We start from the raw sequence: 19360 nt of genomic DNA, 5'->3' as shown, positions 1-19360 counted from the left end.
TGACATACATTTGTCCGCTGCCGCTAACAACTTCTTGTTATCTGCACAGTAAGATTTTCACAATAAGTCAACGGGGTGGCAGCAAATTCGGATAATACCGATGTTTAATTGAGGGGCTTGTGAGTACCATCCCGTTAAGGAATAATCTAACAAATTTATAATACAATGATTTTGCGCGGTATTTTGTTTCATTTGCCTCTTGTCAGAATGACTTCTGCTCGCCAAAATTGACTCGTATTGCAGGTTTTACCGGGAGCACATCGTAAACGTGACGGCAGTTTTTTGGCTGGATTGAGCAAAGCATGAGCACTCTTATCGTCATTCTGGCTGTCATGCTGGCCTGTTCGTTAGTGGCCGGAATCGGCTACTGGTACGCTATGCGGCATCGTCCGCCGTTGGCGAAACCACTGCCGTTTATCAGTCCGCCCTGCCGTAAACTCACCGATGAAGAACGCGCTGCCGTTGAGAAGTATATTGCGTCGCTGGGTAAAGCGCGTCAGCACAGCGGCGGGCGATCGACCCGATCGTCACGGGAACCCGAAGCGCTGGCGCTGACCGCACAGAGCAATAATGTTTATCCCGTTACCCGCTCCATCACCCGTTACGGCCTCTCCACTGACGATCCCCACAAATGGCGCTACTACCTGGATGAAGTCGAGGTGCATCTGCCGCCGCTGTGGGAGCAGTACATCGCTGAAGAAAACTACGTCGAGCTGATCCGTACCCAGACCCTGCCGCTGGTGATCTCGCTCAACGGCCACTCGCTGGTGAACTATGCGGTGGAACAACCGGCGCTGCCACCGCTGGTGCGGCCGATGTCGACCAACGCTTCGATTCGTAAAGAGGAGAGCGAAAACGTCGAGCTGCTACAGGTGCGCAAAGAGTCGCCGGAAGAGTATCAGCTGTCTCGCGCCGACGGCACGCGTGAAGCGAGCGCCATTTGCTGCGCCTTCCTGCTGTTTTTCCTCAGTCTGGTGCTGCCCGGCAGCCTGATGCTGTGGATTGCGCTGCCCGCCGGCGCGATCGTTGCTGTCAGCCTGTGGTTTATGTATCGATTCCCCGGTGAAAAAGGGCTGCGCGATGTGCACTGTCTGCGCGGCGCACCGAAGCGCTGGGGCCTGTTTGGCGAATCCAATCAGGAGCAGAGCAACATCTCGCTCGGCATCATCGACTTAATCTATCCGGCACACTGGCAGCCTTATGTGGCGCATGACCTGGGCCAGGTAACGGATGTGGATATCTACCTGAATCGTCAGGTGGTACGCCAGGGGCGCTTCCTGTCGCTGCAGGATGAAGTCCGCAACTTCCCGGTACAGCGCTGGCGTAAAAACCTGGTGCTGGCGTGCGGTTCGCTGCTGGTGCTGGTGATGCTGGTGAGCTGGATTCCGCTCAGCATGCCGATCAAACTTAGCCTCGCCTGGCTGAAAGGCACCGAAAGTGTGGAAGTGAACAGCGTCGATAAACTCACTGCCCTGCCGCTGCACATTGGCGATAGCCTGAAAGTGAGCGGCACCGGCATGTGCTCGGTTCCGGGCAATTACCAGAGCAACCGCAGCTACGGCTACATGCCGTTCGACTGCTCGGCGATTTACTGGAACAACGCTGCGCCGCTGCCGCTGCCGCAGTCGGACATCATCGATAAAGCCGCCGCGCTGCTGGAGACCACCACGCAGCAGCTGCATCCGGAAACCAACACCGACCCGAAACTTAACCCGCAGCTGGCGTCGGCGATTCAGAAATCAGGCATGATCCTGCTGGATGATTTCTCCGACCTGGTGCTGAAAACCCAGCAGCTGTGCAGCCAGCAGCAGGACTGCGTGCGCCTGAAAAATGCGCTGGTCAACCTCGGTAACGCGAAAGACTGGGATACGCTGATTCACCGTGCGGATTCCGGCAAGCTCAACGGCATGAACGTGCTGCTGCGTCCGGTTAGCGCCGAAGCGCTGGAGAATCTGGTGAACACCGCCACCTCGACCTTCTTCTCGCGGGAGACGCGTCGCGCAGCGGAAACCCTTAACAGCCCGCCGCCGGGCGGATTCCTGATCATTAGCGATGAAGGCCGGCAGATGGTGAACCAGCCGCAGCCGTCGGTGGCGCTGTTCGATCTCGACGCCCCTTCACAATGGCACGAACTGCAGCGCCTGTCCGGCATGCTGCTGCACACGCCGTTTGCCGCCAGCGGTATCATTACCAGCATTACCACCGATGCCAACGGCACGCGCCACATCGCCCTGCACAACGAGCCCGATGCCATGGCGCAGTGGCGCTATCTGGGCACCGCGCTGCTGATGCTGGTGCTGATTGTCAGCGCCGTCAGCAACGGCCTGCTGGCGCTGCGCCGCATCCACCGCAACCGCCTGCGTATGGCGCAGATTCAGCAGTATTACGACAAGTGCTTTAACCACAACCTCAGCACTATGCAGAGCGTGCGCTCGCTGTTCTGACCCTCCGCCTTCTGTGCTACCCTGTCGCCCTGTTTTTCAGGGCGGAAAACAAAATGCCGATTACGCTTAAGGGATTGGCGATGGATCGGCAGCCCGCAACGGCACCTCGCCCTTGATTTATCACGTTGTACCCATACCTTTGGGTATCCGGCACCGGCCCGGTCCATCTTTCCGGCGTCATGCGACCGTGTGCGACCGATCGCCACACGGCGCGACGCAGCGTAACAGCAGGAGCCGCAATGAAAGAGAAAACCAGTGAAGGCGTTCGCCTTGATAAATGGCTGTGGGCCGCGCGCTTCTATAAAACCCGCGCGCTGGCTCGCGACATGATTGAAGGCGGCAAAGTGCATTACAACGGCCAGCGCAGCAAACCGGGCAAAGTGGTCGAACTGCAGGCCGAGCTGACGCTGCGTCAGGGCAACGATGAGCGCACGGTGATCATCACCGCCATCGGCGACCAGCGGCGTCCGGCCAGCGAAGCGCAGCAGATGTACGCGGAGACGGCCGCCAGCATCGAAAAGCGCGAAAAGAACGCGCTGGCGCGCAAAATGAATGCCCTGACCATGCCGCATCCCGATCGCCGCCCGGATAAAAAAGAGCGCCGCGATCTGCTGAAATTTAAATTGTCGGGCGATGAATAACTCGCGCCCCCACGAGAGAAACCTTATGTCTGTTCAAGATCAACTGCATCGCTACCTGTTTGAAAACGTCGCCGTGCGCGGCGAGCTGGTCAACGCATCTCAAACCTGGCGCGACATCGTGCAGAACCACGACTACGCCGAGCCGGTCAAAACGCTGCTGGGCGAACTGCTGGTCGCCACCAGCCTGCTCACCGCTACGCTGAAATTTGACGGCGATATCACCGTGCAGCTGCAGGGCGATGGCCCGCTGAGCATGGCGGTGATCAACGGGAATAATCGCCAGGAGCTGCGCGGCGTGGCGCGGCTGAAAGAGGATGCGGAGATCGCCGTAGGCAGCAGCCTGAAGCAGATGGTGGGTAACGGCTATCTGGTGATCACCATTTCACCTGAGAAAGGCGAGCGCTATCAGGGCGTGGTCGGCCTGGAAGCCGATACGCTGGCGGGCTGTCTGGAAGATTACTTCATGCGTTCCGAGCAGCTGCCAACCCGCCTGTTCATTCGCACCAGCGAGAAAGGCGCAGCCGGTATTCTGCTGCAGGTGCTGCCCGCGCAGGAGCCCAACCTGGATGACTTCAACCATCTGGCCACGTTAACCGAAACCGTGAAGAGCGAAGAGCTGATTGAGCTGCCCGCTACTGACGTACTGTGGCGTCTCTATCATCAGGAAGAAGCCACGGTTTACGATCCGGCGCCGGTCAGCTTCAAATGCACCTGCTCGCGCGAACGCTGCGGTGAAGTGCTGAAAACGCTGCCGCCAGAGGAAGTGGATGAGATTCTGGCCGAAGACGGCAAAATCGATATGCACTGCGACTACTGCGGCACACACTACGTGTACGACGCCGTGGATATTGCTGCTATCCGTAACGCTCCCTCCGGCAATAGCGATCAACTGCATTAATCAGCAAACGGGCGGTGACGCCGCCCGTATTTTCCGCCGGCGTAGCGCTATGATTTTTCACGGAAATTAACTAATTTACGCTAACTTTAGTTTCATAAGTGGCAGATTTCTCTACTTGTCACGTTCCAGCTCGCATTTTTAACTCTCTTCACTTTTCCACCTCGCTCAGACGTGTACACTGCGCGCGATCTGCCCTGTGCGGCTATGCGCAGCAGGACGCAGAAACCCTCATAAAAAATGCCATGAAGTACCGATTTAAGGAGCAGTCACATGCGCGTTAACGGCCTGACATCGCAAGACCTCGAAACGCTCGGAATTAGCGGCACCACCGAGGTGGTGTACAACCCTGATTACGCCACGTTATTTCAGGAAGAAACCCGCCCGGAGCTGGAAGGTTACGCGCGCGGCACCCTGACGCAGAGCGGTGCCATTGCCGTGGATACCGGCATCTTCACCGGACGTTCGCCGAAAGATAAATACATCGTGCGGGATGACACCACGCGTGACACGCTGTGGTGGAACGACGTTGGCAACGGCAAGAACGACAACCAGCCGCTGTCACAGGAAACCTGGCAGGCGCTCAAAGATCGCTGCACGCAACAGCTTTCCGGCAAGCGTCTGTTTGTGATTGACGCCTTCTGCGGCGCCAACCCGGACACCCGCCTCAGCGTGCGTTTCGTGATGGAAGTGGCGTGGCAGGCGCATTTCGTCAAAAACATGTTTATCCGTCCGACTGAAGCCGAACTGGCTGAGTTTACGCCGGATTTCGTGGTGATGAACGCAGCGCAGTGCACCAATCCGGACTGGCAGGCGCAGGGGCTGCATTCAGAGAATTTTGTCGCCTTTAACCTGACCGAACGCATGCAGCTGATCGGCGGCACCTGGTACGGCGGCGAGATGAAAAAAGGCCTGTTCGCCATCATGAACTATCTGCTGCCGCTGAAGGGTATCGCCTCGATGCACTGCTCGGCCAACGTCGGCAAAGCGGGCGACGTGGCGGTGTTCTTTGGTCTGTCCGGTACAGGTAAAACCACGCTCTCTACCGATCCGGATCGTCAGCTGATCGGCGACGATGAGCACGGCTGGGACGACGACGGCGTCTTTAACTTCGAAGGCGGCTGCTACGCCAAAACCATCAATCTGTCAGAACAGGCTGAGCCGGAGATTTACCGCGCGATTCGCCGCGATGCGCTGCTGGAGAATGTGGTGGTGCGCGCCGACGGCACGGTCGATTACGCCGACGCCAGCAAGACGGAAAACACCCGCGTGTCTTACCCGATCGAGCACATCGAAAACATCGTGCAGCCGGTGTCGAAAGCGGGCCACGCGAAAAAGGTCATCTTCCTGACCGCCGATGCGTTTGGCGTACTGCCACCGGTTTCGCGTCTGACGCCGGAGCAAACCCAGTACCACTTCCTGTCCGGCTTTACCGCCAAACTGGCCGGCACCGAGCGCGGTGTGACGCAGCCCACCCCGACCTTCTCCGCCTGTTTTGGCGCGGCGTTCCTGACGCTGCATCCAACGCAGTACTCGGATGTGCTGGTGAAACGTATGCAGGCGTCCGGCGCGCAGGCCTATCTGGTGAATACCGGCTGGAACGGCAGCGGCAAGCGCATTTCGCTGAAAGACACGCGCGCTATCATCAACGCAATTCTGGCCGGTGAGCTGGATGAAGCGGAGACCGTGACGCTGCCGGTGTTTAATCTGCAGGTGCCCACCACGCTGGCACAGGTGGACGATGCTATTCTCGATCCGCGCCGCAGCTGGCCTGACGCCGCCGCCTGGCAGCAGGCTGCCGAAGCGCTGGCGCAGCGCTTTATCACCAATTTCGAGAAGTACACCGATAACGATGCCGGTAAGGCGCTGGTGCAGGCCGGCCCGCAGCTGTGAAGTAGCCCAGCCGCCACAACGGCGGCTTAGCGATGGCACATTTCGTCGCGGCGCGATTTATCGCGCATGCCTGCAGCGGCAATATCGCTGATGGATGCGCAATAGATAGCGCCGTGACGGTTGGTGCGGAAATTTAACTAACAGTACTGCTTACTGCCGTCGTGGCGCTGTTTTCCGGAATCGGTAACCACGCACGGATACGTAATCCGCCGCGTTCACTGTCGCCAATCTCCAGCGATCCGTCATGCGCATCGATAATACGCTGCACAATCGCCAGGCCCAGACCGGTGCCGCTGGTGCTGCGCGCGCTGTCGCCGCGTACAAACGGCTGGAACAGATGCTGTAACTGATCCGGCTTAATGCCCGGACCATCATCCTCCACCTGAAACCACGCGCGATTCAATTCCTGACCGCTGCTGACCTTGATCCAGCCGTTACCGTAGCGCGCCGCGTTAACCACCAGATTCGCCACCGCGCGTTTAATCGACAGCGGGTTAATATCCAGCATCAGCTCCGCGTCCATCACCGCATTCTCAATCTCGCGCTCGTAGCCGCTCTCCGCCGCCACCACTTCGCCCAGCACGCTATTCAGATCGGCGCGCTCGGTTTGCATCTCCTGCCCGGTGCGCAGGTAATCGATGAACTGCTCAATGATGGCGTTACACTCTTCGATGTCTTTGTTGATCGACTCGGCCAGGTAGCCATCTTCCTCGCCCATCATCTCGGTGGCGAGACGGATGCGCGTCAGCGGCGTGCGTAAATCATGGCTGACGCCGGCCATCAGCAGCGTACGGTCATCGGCCAGCTGCTTCACGCCCGCCGCCATCTGGTTGAAGGCGCGCGTCACCGAACGCACTTCCGAAGCACCGTATTCGCGCAGCGGTGGCGGAATAATGCCTTTCCCCACCTGCAACGCAGCGTGTTCGAGATCGACCAGGGGTCGGTTTTGTATACGGATAAACAGCCAGGCGCCGCCAATCGCCAGCAGCATAATCGCCAGGGTATAGCGGAACAGCGGTGAGAAGTCGCCCTGATGGATCTCGGTCAGCGGTACGCGCACCCAGATATCCGGCGACAGCCAGGTTTTCAGCCAGACCACCGGCGAGTTTTTGTTAACCTCAACCCGCACGTCGGTCGGCCCGCCCAGCTGCTGCGCCATCTGTTCACTGAGGAATTCATAATGCTGCGCCCAGCGCAGCCCGCTCTCTTCCGCCGCCGCGTTGGTGTACAACGAGATGCCCAGCTCACGATAAATTTCGCGCCGGAAGGCCGGCGGCACTTCCAGCTGCGTACCATCCTCCAGCTGCAGCCGATCGGTCATCAGCATACGCACTTCGTAGGCGAGGACTTTGTTGAACTGCTGCAGACTGGGAAGAATGGCGAAATTGAGCACCACCAGGTAGGTCGTTACCAGGCTGACGAACAGCAAGGTAACGATCAACAACAGGGTGCGGGCAAACGAACTGCGGGGTGAGAAGCGCAATCGCCTCATGCTTTACTGCCGTCCGGAACGAACACGTAGCCAAGGCCCCAGACGGTCTGGATGTAGCGCGGATGCGCCGGATCTTCTTCGACCATGCGGCGCAGACGAGAGATCTGCACGTCGATAGAACGCTCCATCGCACTGTACTCACGCCCGCGCGCCAGGTTCATCAGCTTATCGCGCGACAGCGGCTCACGCGGATGGCTCACCAGCGCTTTCAGCACGGCAAACTCTCCGCTGGTCAGCGGCATCGGCTCATCTTCACGGAACATTTCACGCGTGCCGAGGTTCAGTTTGAACTTACCGAAGGCGATGACGGCTTCTTCCTGCGACGGCGCGCCCGGCAGCTCATTGGCCTGACGACGCAGCACAGCACGAATTCGCGCCAGCAGCTCACGCGGGTTGAACGGTTTTGGAATGTAGTCATCGGCGCCGATTTCCAGCCCCACGATACGATCGACCTCTTCACCTTTCGCGGTGACCATAATGATCGGCATCGGGTTACTCTGGCTACGCAGACGACGGCAAATTGACAGGCCATCTTCGCCCGGCAGCATTAAATCGAGCACCATTAAATGGAATGATTCGCGGGTCAGCAGACGATCCATCTGCTCGGCGTTGGCGACGCTGCGCACCTGAAAGCCCTGTTCGGTGAGATAGCGTTCGAGCAGTGCGCGCAGACGCATATCATCATCGACGACCAGAATTTTGTAGTTCTCTTGCATGTTCAACTCCCAAAGGCGCCATTGCCTGAGCCGATATTGTGTAAAAAAGATGCCTGTCTGTGACAGTCATTAATGGTTTATATTCTAGCCGAAATTGTTACAAAGCATATTAAACAGCAGCTTATCTTTAATTTTAACCGCGAACTGCGGCTCCGCTCGCGCTTTTCTGACTGATTTTGACGCCGTTTAGCGCTTGTCTGAAAATCAGCGGCGTTTTCTGCCGGCGAGTGGTCCAGCCGGGCCGTCCCGCTTCCGCCGTCAGGCGGGGCGCGCCATTTGGCTTAAGTTTCGCCTGCAGGATAAGCCAGCGGCCGCGCTCAGCAGCATAAAATATCGCGTCTCTGCCGCTGACTGCGTATTCGCGCTCGGAACAGTGCCAGTGCGCGCGCAAAATAAGGCCAGTGTTAAATAAAGTGATTTAAATCAGTCAGTAAACTCCCCTTTCCTCTGCGCAAATGATCTCCGACACTGCATCGGTACCTGCTTACTGAGTTCATGTGGAGAAGAAAGATGAAAAAAACCGTTGTTCTGCTGAGCGCTCTGGTACTCACCAGCCTCACACAGGTTCAGGCCGCTACGCCAGCGGGCGAAGCCGCCGGCGCGCAGGCGTCGACCACGGCCAAAGGTAATTCCGATGCTATCGGCATCGGTGCGGTGGGTGCCCTGCTCGGCGTCGCGCTGGCCACCATGGGCGGCGGCGATCACGGCGGCAGCAGCACCTCAACGACCACGGCGACTACGCCGGGCAAATAACGCTTATCTGGCGCGGCAAGGCTGCGGCGCTTCCCCCTCTTATACTGCCAGCCCTTTCGCCAGCGGAGAATAAGTTGCGCCCCGGCTTGTTTCACCAGGCCATTACTCTCCGCCTCTTTTTTCCTCACTTTCCGTGACGTACTCAATGCGGTTCACAAACCACACCTTCTGTCCTTCCGGCGTGTTCACCGTCACCTCGTCATCCACCTCTTTTTTGATCAGCGCGCGCGCCATCGGCGAGTCGATGGAGATGTACTCTTTCACCGTATCGCCATAGATCTCGTCCGGTCCGACGATGCGAAAACGCTTCACGTCGCCCTGCTCATTCTCTACTTCCACCCAGGCACCGAAGAACACTTTGCCCTCCTGCTGCGGCGCATAATCAACAATTTTCAGCTCGGCGAGGCATTTACGCAGATAGCGCACGCGCCGATCGATCTGGCGCAGCAGGCGCTTGTTATAGGTGTAATCGGCGTTTTCAGAACGATCGCCCAGGCTGGCGGCCCAGGAGACAATGCGGGTGATTTCCGGCCGCTTCTCATTCCACAGATGGTCGTGCTCAGCACGCAGCTTGTTATAGCCTTCGCGGGTAATCAGTTGGGTTTTCATCGCTTCACTCGTGGTTAGCCCTGTTCACTGCACAGAGGCTATCACAAAGCCTTACCTGCCCGGACAGGCACCCAGCGTCTTTTTCATCAGGCGCACATAATCGGCGACCAGGCCGGGCGTCCAGGTCATGATTTCTGCCCGTTCGCGCAGCACGCAGGCGCCCCAGAATGCCGGCAGCAGCAGCAGCGCAAACACCTGCTGCAGCCGCTGGCCGTAATAGCCTTCAAACGCCACGTCCAGCGCATCCACCACGGTGGTCGAACAGTTTTTTGCCGTCAGATTATACAGGCTGTCACCACGGTTGGCCTGCCAGTAGCTGGCGAGCGCCTGCCCGTTGTAGTGCTGAAAACTGTAGGTTAAATCCGGGCTGCGCCAGTCGGCAATCTCTGCCGCCAGCGAGGGGAGAAAACGGCCGGGGCGATCGTTAATCTGTCCGGCCAGCAGCAGACGCGGCAGCTCGTGCGGTTGCGGATCGATCTCCTGCTGCGGATAAAGGCTGATGTAGCCGCGCTCGCCAAAGCTCAGTGCCGCGTGGCCGGTACAAAAGTGCCCTTCACCGTTAATCACGCCGATGTAACGGTCAATCACATAGCGCTTCGGCTGTTGACTGGCTTCAGACTGCGCCTGCCAGACGTGGACGCAGAGAGGAAATGCCGCAGCGTCCGGCGGAAAGCGGGCCTGCTGCCACGGCCGGAGCCGCGCGATGTGACGATGGCCGCGACAAAACCACGGCAGCAGCGTAACGGACTGACCCGCCGGCAGGCGCTGCCACTGGCGCCAGACGCGCCACACCGTCAGGCTGAACGACAGCAGCAACAGCACCAGCCAGCTGCCCAGCAACAGGCAGGTATGCAGGTTGTCATTGAAAAACAGCACCACGCTGAGCACCATCTCGCCGCAGCCCAGCATAAAATGTCGCACCCAGCGCTGGCGCTGAATCAGCGCCGCGCTCAGGCAGCGAAACAGGCCGTTAAACAACAGGCAGATTTCCATCACCGTCAGCAGCAGTTTCTTCAGTTGCCTTTCATCACCGTGCCACAGCGCGCCGGCCAGCAGCGTGCCGACAAAAATCAGGGAAAACAGCAGATTAAGCCAGCGCTGCAGCGACACCTCGCCGCTCAGCAGGTTAAACAGCAGCGACAGCGACAGTAAGAGCGCCAGCACCTGTAGCGACAGATTGATATGCCCATCGACCAGCACGTCCGCCACGATCATGCCGGCCAGCAGCACGCCGCACAGCGCCAGGCCATAAATCAGCAGACGATAACGCACCAGCAGCTCGCGTCCGGCCAGCAGCAGCAGTAATTTGATCATTGCTTCACCCTCTTTCCGTGGTTTGCCACGGATTATAGGGCAGAGGCGGGGCGAGCCTGGCAGCAACCGGCACGCCATTGCGCTGGGGTTTAACACATAGGTGGCTAAGTTTCTCTGAGTTGCGCGCTGCATTCAGAAAAAGACGGATTCACCGGTCAGCGGCTGGCAATTTGCGGCCTCAGTCCGTATAACTGTCCCCTATTTCTAACCCTGTGTAAGCAAGACCGTTACTGATGATGAAAGATTCGCTGAGCCAGATTATCGCAGGTGAGCTGAAGGCACGCGCCGACCAGGTTGACGCCGCCATTCGCTTGCTGGACGAAGGGAACACCGTGCCGTTTATCGCACGTTACCGTAAGGAAGTGACCGGCGGGCTGGATGATACCCAGCTGCGTACGCTGGAGAGCCGTCTCGGCTATCTGCGTGAGCTGGAGGAACGCCGCCAGTCGATTCTGAAATCCATTGATGACCAGGGCAAACTGACGCCGGAATTAGCCACTGCTATCAACGGCACGCTGAACAAAACCGAGCTGGAAGATCTCTATCTGCCTTATAAGCAGAAGCGCCGCACGCGCGGGCAGATCGCTATCGAAGCCGGGCTGGAACCGCTGGCAGAGACGCTGTGGAACGATGCGTCTCAGGATCCCGAGCAGCTGGCAGCGCGTTATGTCGACGCGGACAAAGGCGTCGCCGATGTGCGTGCCGCGCTGGATGGCGCACGCTATATCCTGATGGAGCGCTTCGCCGAAGACGCCACGCTGCTGGCGAAAGTACGTGAATACCTGTGGAAGAACGCCCATCTGGTTGCGCGCGTGGTGGAAGGCAAAGAGGAAGAAGGCGCTAAATTCCGCGACTACTTCGATCACCACGAAGCGCTGAGCAGCGTGCCGTCGCACCGCGCGCTGGCCATGTTCCGTGGCCGTAACGAAGGCATTTTACAGCTGTCGCTCAACGCTGATCCGCAGTTTGATGAAGCACCGCGCGAAAGCTACGGTGAAACGCTGATCGCCGACCACCTTGGCCTGCGCCTGAACAACGCACCGGCCGACAGCTGGCGCAGAGCCGTGGTCAGCTGGACCTGGCGCATCAAGGTCCTGCTGCACCTCGAAACCGAATTGATGGGCACCATCCGCGAACGGGCGGAAGACGAAGCGATCAACGTGTTTGCCCGTAATCTGCACGATCTGCTGATGGCGGCTCCCGCCGGCATGCGCGCCACTATGGGTCTCGATCCTGGCCTGCGCACCGGGGTCAAAGTGGCGGTGGTCGATGCCACCGGCAAGCTGGTCGCGACCGATACCATCTATCCGCATACCGGCCAGGCGGCCAAAGCCGCGACCTCGGTGGCGGCACTGTGCGCGAAACATCAGGTTGAACTGGTGGCGATCGGCAACGGCACCGCTTCACGTGAAACCGAGCGTTTCTTCCTCGACGTACAGAAGCAGTTCCCGCAAATCAAAGCGCAAAAAGTGATTGTCAGTGAGGCCGGAGCATCGGTCTATTCCGCTTCCGAACTGGCGGCGCAGGAGTTCCCCGATCTCGACGTTTCGCTGCGCGGTGCGGTGTCTATCGCCCGTCGTCTGCAGGATCCGCTGGCAGAGCTGGTCAAAATTGACCCGAAATCTATTGGCGTTGGCCAGTATCAGCACGATGTCAGCCAGAGCCAGCTGGCGAAAAAACTCGATGCGGTGGTGGAAGATTGTGTGAACGCCGTGGGCGTCGATCTGAATACCGCTTCGGTGGCGCTGCTGACGCGCGTCGCTGGTCTGACGCGCATGATGGCGCAGAACATTGTCAGCTGGCGTGACGAAAACGGCCGTTTCCAGAACCGCCAGCAGCTGCTGAAGGTGAGCCGCCTTGGGCCGAAAGCCTTTGAACAGTGCGCTGGCTTCCTGCGCATTAACCACGGCGATAATCCGCTGGATGCCTCAACGGTACATCCGGAAGCCTATCCGCTGGTGGAGCGCATTCTCGCCGCTACGGAACAGGCGCTGAATGAACTGATGGGCAATCCGGGTAGCCTGCGCGACCTGAATGCGCGCGACTTCACCGATGAGCGTTTCGGGCTGCCGACCGTCACCGATATCATCAAAGAGCTGGAGAAACCGGGCCGCGATCCGCGTCCGGAGTTCAAAACCGCGCAGTTTGCCGAAGGCGTGGAAACGCTCAACGACCTGCTGCCGGGCATGGTGCTGGAAGGTGCGGTGACCAACGTGACCAACTTCGGTGCGTTCGTCGATATCGGCGTGCATCAGGACGGCCTGGTGCACATCTCTTCGCTGTCGGACAAATTCGTAGACGATCCGCATCAGGTGGTGAAAGCCGGCGATATCGTCAAAGTGAAGGTGATGGAAGTCGATCTGCAGCGTAAGCGTATCGCGCTGACCATGCGTCTGGATGAGCAGCCGGGTGAAAGCAACGCGCGCAGCGGCGGCAACCGCGGCGCAGGCAAAGAGGCCGCGCGGCCAGCCGCCGGTGCCAAAGGCCGCGGCAAACCTGCCAGCGCCAGCGTCGGTAACAGTGCGATGGGCGATGCGCTGGCGGCCGCGTTTGGGAAGAAACGCTAAGCGGCGCGCGAGTACAGGAGGTTGATAAATTGTCCTGGCGGACTACGCTGAAAAAACCGTGTGAAAAAATGACCTTCCGCGTAACCCGGCGATCCGATGGACATTATCAACTTCCTGCTCGATGAGATTTATGAAGGTAGCTTCCCCGTCGCGGCGCGCGAGCGCCTGCTTTCGCACATCCGCGCGGCACGCGACACGGTAAAACTGCCGCGTAAAGCGCACTGGGATGAAAAAGACGTGGTGCTGATCAGTTACGCCGACCAGTTCCGCGAACCCGAGCAGCCCACGCTCGCCAGCTTTACGCGCTTTTATCAGCAGCATCTGCAGTCCACCTTCAGCCTGGTGCATCTGCTGCCATTTTTCCCCTATTCATCCGACGATGGCTTCTCGGTTATCGATTATCACCAGGTAAATCCTATCTGCGGTGACTGGCGGCACATCACGGCGCTGCACAGCGAAACCCGGCTGATGTTCGATTTCGTCTGTAACCACATGTCGGCGCACAGCGCGTGGTTTCGCCACTTTCTGGCGCAGGATGCCGGCTGGGACGACTTCTTTATCAGCATGCCGCCCGCCACCGATCTCAGTGCCGTGACGCGCCCGCGCACCTCACCGCTGCTGACGCCGTTTACCCTCGCTAACGGCGACACGCGCTTTATCTGGACCACCTTCAGCGCCGACCAAATCGATCTCAACTTCGCCAATCCGCAGGTGCTGATCCGCATGGTGGGCGTGCTGCTGGATTATCTCAACAAAGGCGCGGATTACGTGCGGCTGGACGCGGTGGGCTACATGTGGAAAACGCCGGGCACACGCTGTATCCATCTGACCAAAACCCATCAGCTGGTGAAGCTGTTTCGCGCCATCGCCAACGAAGTCGCGCCAGGTACGGTGATCGTGACGGAAACCAACGTGCCGCATCAGGATAACATCAGCTATTTCGGCAACGGCCACGACGAAGCGCAGATGGTTTACCAGTTTTCGCTGCCACCGCTGGTGCTGCACGCCATTCACTCCGGCTCGGCGCGCGCGCTGCGCCAGTGGGCCAGCACGCTTGAGCCCGGTGATGGCGGCACCACCTTCTTCAATTTTCTCGCCTCGCACGACGGCATTGGCCTCAATCCGGCACGCGGAATTTTGTCAGAAGTCGAGATTGTGGCGCTGGTGCGTGAACTGGCGCTGGAGGGCGCGCTGGTCTCCTATAAAAACAACCCGGACGGCAGCACCAGCCCGTATGAAATCAACGTAACGTATCTGGATGCGCTCAATCACCAGACCGACGATGACGAGACGCGCCTGCGTCGCTTCCTGCTGGCGCACGCGATTCTGCTGGCCTTTCCCGGCGTGCCCGCCATCTATATTCAAAGTATTCTCGGCTCGCGCAATGACAACGAGGGCGTGCGCGCTGCCGGGCACAACCGCGCCATCAACCGTGAGAAGTACAGCCTGCGCGATATCGAACAGCAAATCAGCGGCGGCAACCCGCTGCGTCAGCAGGTGTTTGAGCGGCTTAGCGCGCTGATTCAGCTGCGCACCCGGCAGCCGGCGTTCCATCCGGACAATCCGATGACGCTGCTGGAGAGCGACAACGCGGTGCTGCTGCTGCGCCGTCACGCCGCGGACAGCGACGAAGGGTTACTGTGCGTGTTCAATCTCAGCAGCCGCGAGATCAGCACTACGCTGCCGCAGGCGCGCCCTTTTCAGGATGTGATCAGCGGGCAGCGCGTGGATGGCAGCCAGCCGCTGGTGCTGGCCGCCTGGCAGTTTATGTGGCTGCGTGGATGAACTGCTGCACCTGCTGGCAGAACGCCTCCGGGTGCGAAATAAACGGCGCGTGCGCGGCCTTCGCGATGACAACCGACTGCGAATGCGGCCAGCGTGCATCCAACTGCGGCGCAATGCGGCGCGGCACCAGGCCATCCAGCGCGCCATAGATACGCAGGAACGGCAGCGTCAGCCCATCCAGTGCGCTGCGCAAATCATCGTGGCGCAGAATGTTCAATCCCCCTTCCAGTACCGCCACTGACGGCATCGGCTGCGACAGCACTACCTCTTTCAGCTGGCGCGCATCCTGACGCGCATTTTCCGTCCCCATGGTTTGCAGCGCGAGAAAACGCTCCACGGTGCGCTGGAAATCGCTGCTCAATTGCTGCTGGAACGTCGCCAGCGTCTCAGGCTGAATGCCGGGCCATTCATCCCGGGCGGTAAAGCACGGCGACGAGGCCACGCTAATTAATGCCGCCACGCGATCGGGCTGGCTCAGCGCCAGCTGGCTGGCCACTAAGCCGCCCAGCGACCAGCCAAGCAGCACAGCGCGCGCTGGCAACTGCGGTAGTAGCTGCTGCGCCATCTGCGCCAGGCTCAGCGGCCCAAATCCCTGGCTGCGGCCAAATCCCGGCAGGTCCACCAGGTGCAGACGAAAATGCGGGCTGAGTCGCGGAACAATGTGTTGCCACACTTCGGCGTTCAGTCCCCAGCCGTGCAGCAGCACAAGATCGCGATCGCCTGTGCCTGTGGTGTGCCAGTAAAGCGAACTCATCGGTTACACTCCCGAAAAGTGAAAAGGAGGTCGCTATGCTAGCAATCCCGGCCCTGTGTTGGCTATGCCGTCTGCCGCTGCGTATCGCCCGGCACGGCCTGTGCAGCGTATGTCTGCGCCAGCTACCGGCGCTGCCGGCGCTCTGTCCCTGCTGCGGACTGCCGGCCAGCGGCGATCAAGCGTGCGGACGCTGCCTGCGCCGGCCGCCGCCGTGGCAGGCGCTCACTTGCGTGAGTGATTATGTGCCGCCGCTGAGCGAATGGGTGCAGCGGCTCAAATTCTCGCGCGCAACCGCACTCAGGGTGATGCTGGCGCGGCTGCTTTTGTTAAAATTATTAACAAAGCGCCGCCAGCAGCCGTTGCCGCGTATCGATTTGGTGCTGAGCGTGCCGCTGCATCGCCGCCGCGCGTGGCAGCGCGGTTATAATCAGGCCGCGCTGCTGGCTAAACCGCTGGCGCGCTGGCTCGGCTGTGAATACCGCGAAGGGCTGCGCCGGGTGCGTCACGGTGCGGTGCAGCATGCGCTCAGCGCCCGCGCCCGGAAAAGCAATCTGCGTGGCGCGTTTCGCCTTGAAATGGCGGTGCGCGGACGCCACATCCTGCTTATCGATGATGTGGTGACCACCGGCAGCACGGTGGGGGAAATCAGCCGCTTATTACTGGCGCAGGGCGCGGCCAGCGTACACATAGGATGCCTGTGCCGTACCTTGTAGAGCGTCGGCGTTGGGCGTATTATAACCAGGTATTTTAGTCAACTATTGAGCAATCGCCATGATCCGTATTACTGATACTGCGCAAGAGCACTTCGCAAAACTGCTGTCAAAACAGGAAGATGGCACCCAGATTCGCGTATTCGTTATTAACCCGGGTACGCCAACCGCCGAGTGCGGCGTCTCCTACTGCCCGCCGGACGCGGTTGAAGCCACCGATACCGAACTGAAGTTCGACAAGCTGTCTGCGTATGTCGATGAGCTGAGCGCGCCGTACCTCGAAGATGCGGAGATCGACTTCGTGACCGATAACCTCGGCTCACAGCTCACGCTGAAAGCGCCGAACGCCAAGATGCGTAAAGTGTCGGACGATGCACCGATGGTTGAGCGCGTGGAGTATCTGCTGCAGGCGCAGATCAACCCGCAGCTGGCCAGCCACGGCGGTCGCGTCTCGCTGATGGAGATCACCGACGAAGGCTATGCCATTCTGCAGTTCGGCGGCGGCTGTAACGGTTGCTCGATGATTGACGTGACGCTGAAAGACGGCATCGAGAAAGAGCTGCTGGCCGCCTTCCCTGAGCTGAAAGGCGTGCGCGATCTCACCGAGCATCAGCGCGGCGAGCACTCCTACTACTGATAGAAGATGCGGCAGCCACCCCGGCTGCCGCGTGTTTTACGGCTTCTTACGCCCTTCATTGACGATCGCCAGCAGCTGCTGCACTTTCCGGTAACTAAACAACTTCTCCAATGGTACGCGCAGTTTGCGCCGCCAGTTGGGGTATTCGGCTACCGTGCCCGGCACGTTGACCGGCGTCTCCATTCCCAGCCAGTCCTCCGGCTGCAGCCCCAGCAGGGCGCTGTCGGTGTACGCCAGAAAGCGGTGCACGCCCTGATTCAGCTCAGGCGTCAGACGCTGGCCGTCGCGGTTTTTGCTGCGCGCATCAATGGCTTGCGCCTCGCTCATCGCCTTCAGCAGCGCTTTTCTCTGCCCATCGCGTTCGGCGATGGCCGCCTTCAGCATGCTGCGTTTAGTAAACAGCCCCAGCTGCTCGCGCAACTGCAGATCGGCGGCATGCCAGAATCCGCTCAGCGTCGGCAAATCATGGGTACTGGCGCTGGCAATCGACTGGCGCGGATAGGCTGCCGGTGGCCGGAACTGCCCGTCCTCCCCGCACTCGAACATCAGCACCTTCCACGAAAAAATGCCGCGGTCGCGCAGCAGGCTGACGATCTCCTGCGGCACGGTGCCGAGATCTTCACCGATCACCATGCAGCGCTGACGCTGACTCTCCAGCGCAAGGATCGCCAGCAGGTCGTGCACCGGATAGGCGACATACGCGCCTTTATCGGCACTTTCGCCATAGGGAATCCACCACAAACGCAGTAGCGCCATAACGTGATCGATGCGCAGCGCCCCGCAATCGCGCATATTGGCGCGCAGCAGATCGATAAACGGCTGATAGCCCCGCGCGCGCAGTACATGTGGATCGAGCGGCGGCAGCGCCCAGTTCTGCCCGAGCGGGCCAAGCGGATCCGGCGGTGCGCCCACCGACGCGCCCAGCTTATACAGCTGCGGATCCTGCCAGGTTTCCGCGCTGTGCTGTGCCACGCCAACCGCCAAATCGCGATATAACCCGACCGCCATCCCGAGTTGCTGGCTACGCTGCCAGCAGGCGGCGAACTGCTGCTGCGCCAGCCACTGCAGCCAGCTCCAGAACAGAATGTCGTCCTCATGCTGTGCGCACCACTGCTGCACCTCTGACTGCTGCGCCTGCTGCCAGCCTGACGGCCACTTTTCCCAGCCCCACTCATCGGGATGCTGCTGGCTGCGCGCCGCTACGATGGCGTCAAACGCCGCCTGATAGCGCAGCGCATCGCCGCCTTCAGCCAGAAACTGCTGAAACGCCGGCTGCCGGGTCAGCTGCGGCTGTGCGTGCTGCCAGGCAAAACGCAGCGCAGTCAGCTTGAGCGTCGTCACCGCGCGATAATCGACAAACGCTGCGCTGCGCGCCTGTTTTAGCGCTTTGCGCGTTGGCGCGCTGTGCCACCAGCGCTGGGCGGTTTCACTGTGGGTGAATTCGTCGATTTGATTGATGTCGATGTACAGCACGTTGAGCCAGCGGCGCGAACTCGGGCTGTACGGGCTGACGTGCTCCGGCTGCGCCGGATAGAGCGCATGCAGCGGGTTGAGACCGATGAAATCGCCGCCGTGAGCGGCGACCTGCTCCAGCATCTGCATCAGATCGCCAAAGTCGCCGATGCCCCAGTTACGCGCCGAGCGCAGCGTATAGAGCTGCACCAGCGCGCCCCAGCGCTTCTCCCCCTGCGCCAGCGCTGGCGGCAGATAACAGCGCGCCGGTGCGATGATAATGCGCGTCTGCCACTGCTGGCGTGAAGTGCTCAGCGTGAGCTGATGGTAGCCCTCGGGCAGTTCTGCCGGCAGCGCCAGGCTTTCTCCCGCGCTCAGCGTGCCGTCATAGTGCTGCCCCTGCTCGCTCACCAGCTGCCAGCGGTAGTCGTCGCTGCCCTGCGGCGTCAGTTCAGGCAGTCCGGGCGGCGTTAACACCAGCACCGGCGGCAGCGGTGGCGCGCTGCCCGTCGGGGCGTCCATCAGCGCCATCAGCGCGCGTTTGGTGTCGTCGCTGATGGTCTGTGACTCACCTTTATTGTTGATAAAACTCAGTGCGATACCGGCATCCCGTGCAGCCTGATCCAGTTTCTTCATGGCCATGTTGTCTCCTTCGTTGCCGTGCGCACATTACGCATGCAGCGTCATTTTCCGGCGGC

General features: G+C 59.9%; 15 protein-coding genes. 9 read left to right on the top strand and 6 right to left on the bottom strand.

The annotated features are described in order from the left end of the window. Positions 1-302: 302 nt before the first annotated feature. From C1Y43_RS21025 to pckA, 4 genes are all read left to right on the top strand, one after another. Entirely contained in the window at positions 303-2444 is a 2142-nt protein-coding gene (locus C1Y43_RS21025; protein ID WP_058770964.1) for an intracellular growth attenuator family protein, read from the top strand. A gap of 239 nt (positions 2445-2683) precedes the next feature. After that, positions 2684-3085, top strand: coding sequence for a ribosome-associated heat shock protein Hsp15 (hslR, locus tag C1Y43_RS21020; protein WP_021507413.1), 402 nt, complete (start codon positions 2684-2686; stop codon positions 3083-3085). Between the two features lie 25 nt (positions 3086-3110). Further along, complete coding sequence (hslO, locus tag C1Y43_RS21015; protein WP_058774992.1) at positions 3111-3983, top strand: Hsp33 family molecular chaperone HslO; 873 nt, start codon at positions 3111-3113, stop codon at positions 3981-3983. Between the two features lie 270 nt (positions 3984-4253). Continuing rightward, positions 4254-5873: a phosphoenolpyruvate carboxykinase (ATP) gene (gene pckA / locus C1Y43_RS21010; RefSeq protein WP_021507411.1), complete on the top strand. Its 1620-nt coding sequence runs from the start codon at positions 4254-4256 to the stop codon at positions 5871-5873. A gap of 133 nt (positions 5874-6006) precedes the next feature. Here the strand turns inward: pckA and envZ are convergent, their stop codons facing one another. Next, positions 6007-7365 (bottom strand): two-component system sensor histidine kinase EnvZ, encoded by a 1359-nt coding sequence (envZ, locus tag C1Y43_RS21005; RefSeq protein ID WP_058774990.1) that lies wholly within the window; start codon positions 7363-7365, stop codon positions 6007-6009. Next, a complete protein-coding gene (gene ompR, locus C1Y43_RS21000) occupies positions 7362-8081 on the bottom strand; it encodes a two-component system response regulator OmpR (protein ID WP_001157751.1) in 720 nt (239 codons plus the stop codon). Before ompR ends, envZ begins: the two co-directional genes overlap by 4 nt. Before the next feature lie 510 nt (positions 8082-8591). On the opposite strand from ompR, the gene yjbE reads away from it, so the two are divergent. Beyond that, a complete protein-coding gene (gene yjbE / locus C1Y43_RS20990) occupies positions 8592-8834 on the top strand; it encodes an exopolysaccharide production protein YjbE (protein ID WP_021507409.1) in 243 nt (80 codons plus the stop codon). A 102-nt stretch (positions 8835-8936) separates the two neighbouring features. Here yjbE and greB read toward each other — a convergent pair whose 3' ends face one another. Further along, complete coding sequence (gene greB / locus C1Y43_RS20985; RefSeq protein ID WP_021507408.1) at positions 8937-9443, bottom strand: transcription elongation factor GreB; 507 nt, start codon at positions 9441-9443, stop codon at positions 8937-8939. A 51-nt stretch (positions 9444-9494) separates the two neighbouring features. Then, positions 9495-10757 (bottom strand): hypothetical protein, encoded by a 1263-nt coding sequence (locus C1Y43_RS20980; protein WP_104189593.1) that lies wholly within the window; start codon positions 10755-10757, stop codon positions 9495-9497. 236 nt (positions 10758-10993) lie between these two features. On the opposite strand from C1Y43_RS20980, the gene C1Y43_RS20975 reads away from it, so the two are divergent. Next, a complete protein-coding gene (locus tag C1Y43_RS20975; RefSeq protein WP_104189635.1) occupies positions 10994-13324 on the top strand; it encodes a Tex family protein in 2331 nt (776 codons plus the stop codon). 96 nt (positions 13325-13420) lie between these two features. Beyond that, positions 13421-15109 carry an alpha-amylase family glycosyl hydrolase gene (locus C1Y43_RS20970; protein ID WP_104189591.1) on the top strand — a complete coding sequence of 563 codons (1689 nt, stop codon included), beginning with the start codon at positions 13421-13423 and terminating at the stop codon, positions 15107-15109. On the opposite strand, the gene bioH is transcribed toward C1Y43_RS20970, so the two are convergent. Beyond that, positions 15090-15863, bottom strand: a complete 774-nt coding sequence (gene bioH, locus C1Y43_RS20965) for a pimeloyl-ACP methyl ester esterase BioH (RefSeq protein WP_021507404.1) — start codon at positions 15861-15863, stop codon at positions 15090-15092. The genes C1Y43_RS20970 and bioH overlap by 20 nt on opposite strands. A gap of 35 nt (positions 15864-15898) precedes the next feature. On the opposite strand from bioH, the gene gntX reads away from it, so the two are divergent. Both gntX and nfuA read left to right on the top strand, forming a co-directional pair. Continuing rightward, positions 15899-16576 carry a DNA utilization protein GntX gene (gene gntX / locus C1Y43_RS20960; protein WP_058759316.1) on the top strand — a complete coding sequence of 226 codons (678 nt, stop codon included), beginning with the start codon at positions 15899-15901 and terminating at the stop codon, positions 16574-16576. Positions 16577-16634: 58 nt separating this feature from the next. Then, positions 16635-17210 carry a Fe-S biogenesis protein NfuA gene (gene nfuA, locus C1Y43_RS20955; protein WP_021507402.1) on the top strand — a complete coding sequence of 192 codons (576 nt, stop codon included), beginning with the start codon at positions 16635-16637 and terminating at the stop codon, positions 17208-17210. A gap of 36 nt (positions 17211-17246) precedes the next feature. Here the strand turns inward: nfuA and malQ are convergent, their stop codons facing one another. Next, a complete protein-coding gene (malQ, locus tag C1Y43_RS20950) occupies positions 17247-19304 on the bottom strand; it encodes a 4-alpha-glucanotransferase (RefSeq protein ID WP_104189589.1) in 2058 nt (685 codons plus the stop codon). Positions 19305-19360 lie beyond the last annotated feature (56 nt).

Source organism: Pantoea sp. ICBG 828 (assembly GCF_002928355.1).
Taxonomy (GTDB): domain Bacteria; phylum Pseudomonadota; class Gammaproteobacteria; order Enterobacterales; family Enterobacteriaceae; genus Pantoea; species Pantoea dispersa.
This window is presented reverse-complemented; position numbering and strand designations above follow the sequence as displayed.

Bases quoted from the DNA above. Each gene is read 5' to 3' on its own strand.
- C1Y43_RS21025 (WP_058770964.1), top strand. From the start codon at position 303: ATGAGCACTCTTATCGTCATTCTGGCTGTCATGCTGGCCTGTTCGTTA.
- hslR (WP_021507413.1), top strand. From the start codon at position 2,684: ATGAAAGAGAAAACCAGTGAAGGCGTTCGCCTTGATAAATGGCTGTGG.
- hslO (WP_058774992.1), top strand. From the start codon at position 3,111: ATGTCTGTTCAAGATCAACTGCATCGCTACCTGTTTGAAAACGTCGCC.
- pckA (WP_021507411.1), top strand. From the start codon at position 4,254: ATGCGCGTTAACGGCCTGACATCGCAAGACCTCGAAACGCTCGGAATT.
- envZ (WP_058774990.1), bottom strand. From the start codon at position 7,365: ATGAGGCGATTGCGCTTCTCACCCCGCAGTTCGTTTGCCCGCACCCTG.
- ompR (WP_001157751.1), bottom strand. From the start codon at position 8,081: ATGCAAGAGAACTACAAAATTCTGGTCGTCGATGATGATATGCGTCTG.
- yjbE (WP_021507409.1), top strand. From the start codon at position 8,592: ATGAAAAAAACCGTTGTTCTGCTGAGCGCTCTGGTACTCACCAGCCTC.
- greB (WP_021507408.1), bottom strand. From the start codon at position 9,443: ATGAAAACCCAACTGATTACCCGCGAAGGCTATAACAAGCTGCGTGCT.
- C1Y43_RS20980 (WP_104189593.1), bottom strand. From the start codon at position 10,757: ATGATCAAATTACTGCTGCTGCTGGCCGGACGCGAGCTGCTGGTGCGT.
- C1Y43_RS20975 (WP_104189635.1), top strand. From the start codon at position 10,994: ATGAAAGATTCGCTGAGCCAGATTATCGCAGGTGAGCTGAAGGCACGC.
- C1Y43_RS20970 (WP_104189591.1), top strand. From the start codon at position 13,421: ATGGACATTATCAACTTCCTGCTCGATGAGATTTATGAAGGTAGCTTC.
- bioH (WP_021507404.1), bottom strand. From the start codon at position 15,863: ATGAGTTCGCTTTACTGGCACACCACAGGCACAGGCGATCGCGATCTT.
- gntX (WP_058759316.1), top strand. From the start codon at position 15,899: ATGCTAGCAATCCCGGCCCTGTGTTGGCTATGCCGTCTGCCGCTGCGT.
- nfuA (WP_021507402.1), top strand. From the start codon at position 16,635: ATGATCCGTATTACTGATACTGCGCAAGAGCACTTCGCAAAACTGCTG.
- malQ (WP_104189589.1), bottom strand. From the start codon at position 19,304: ATGGCCATGAAGAAACTGGATCAGGCTGCACGGGATGCCGGTATCGCA.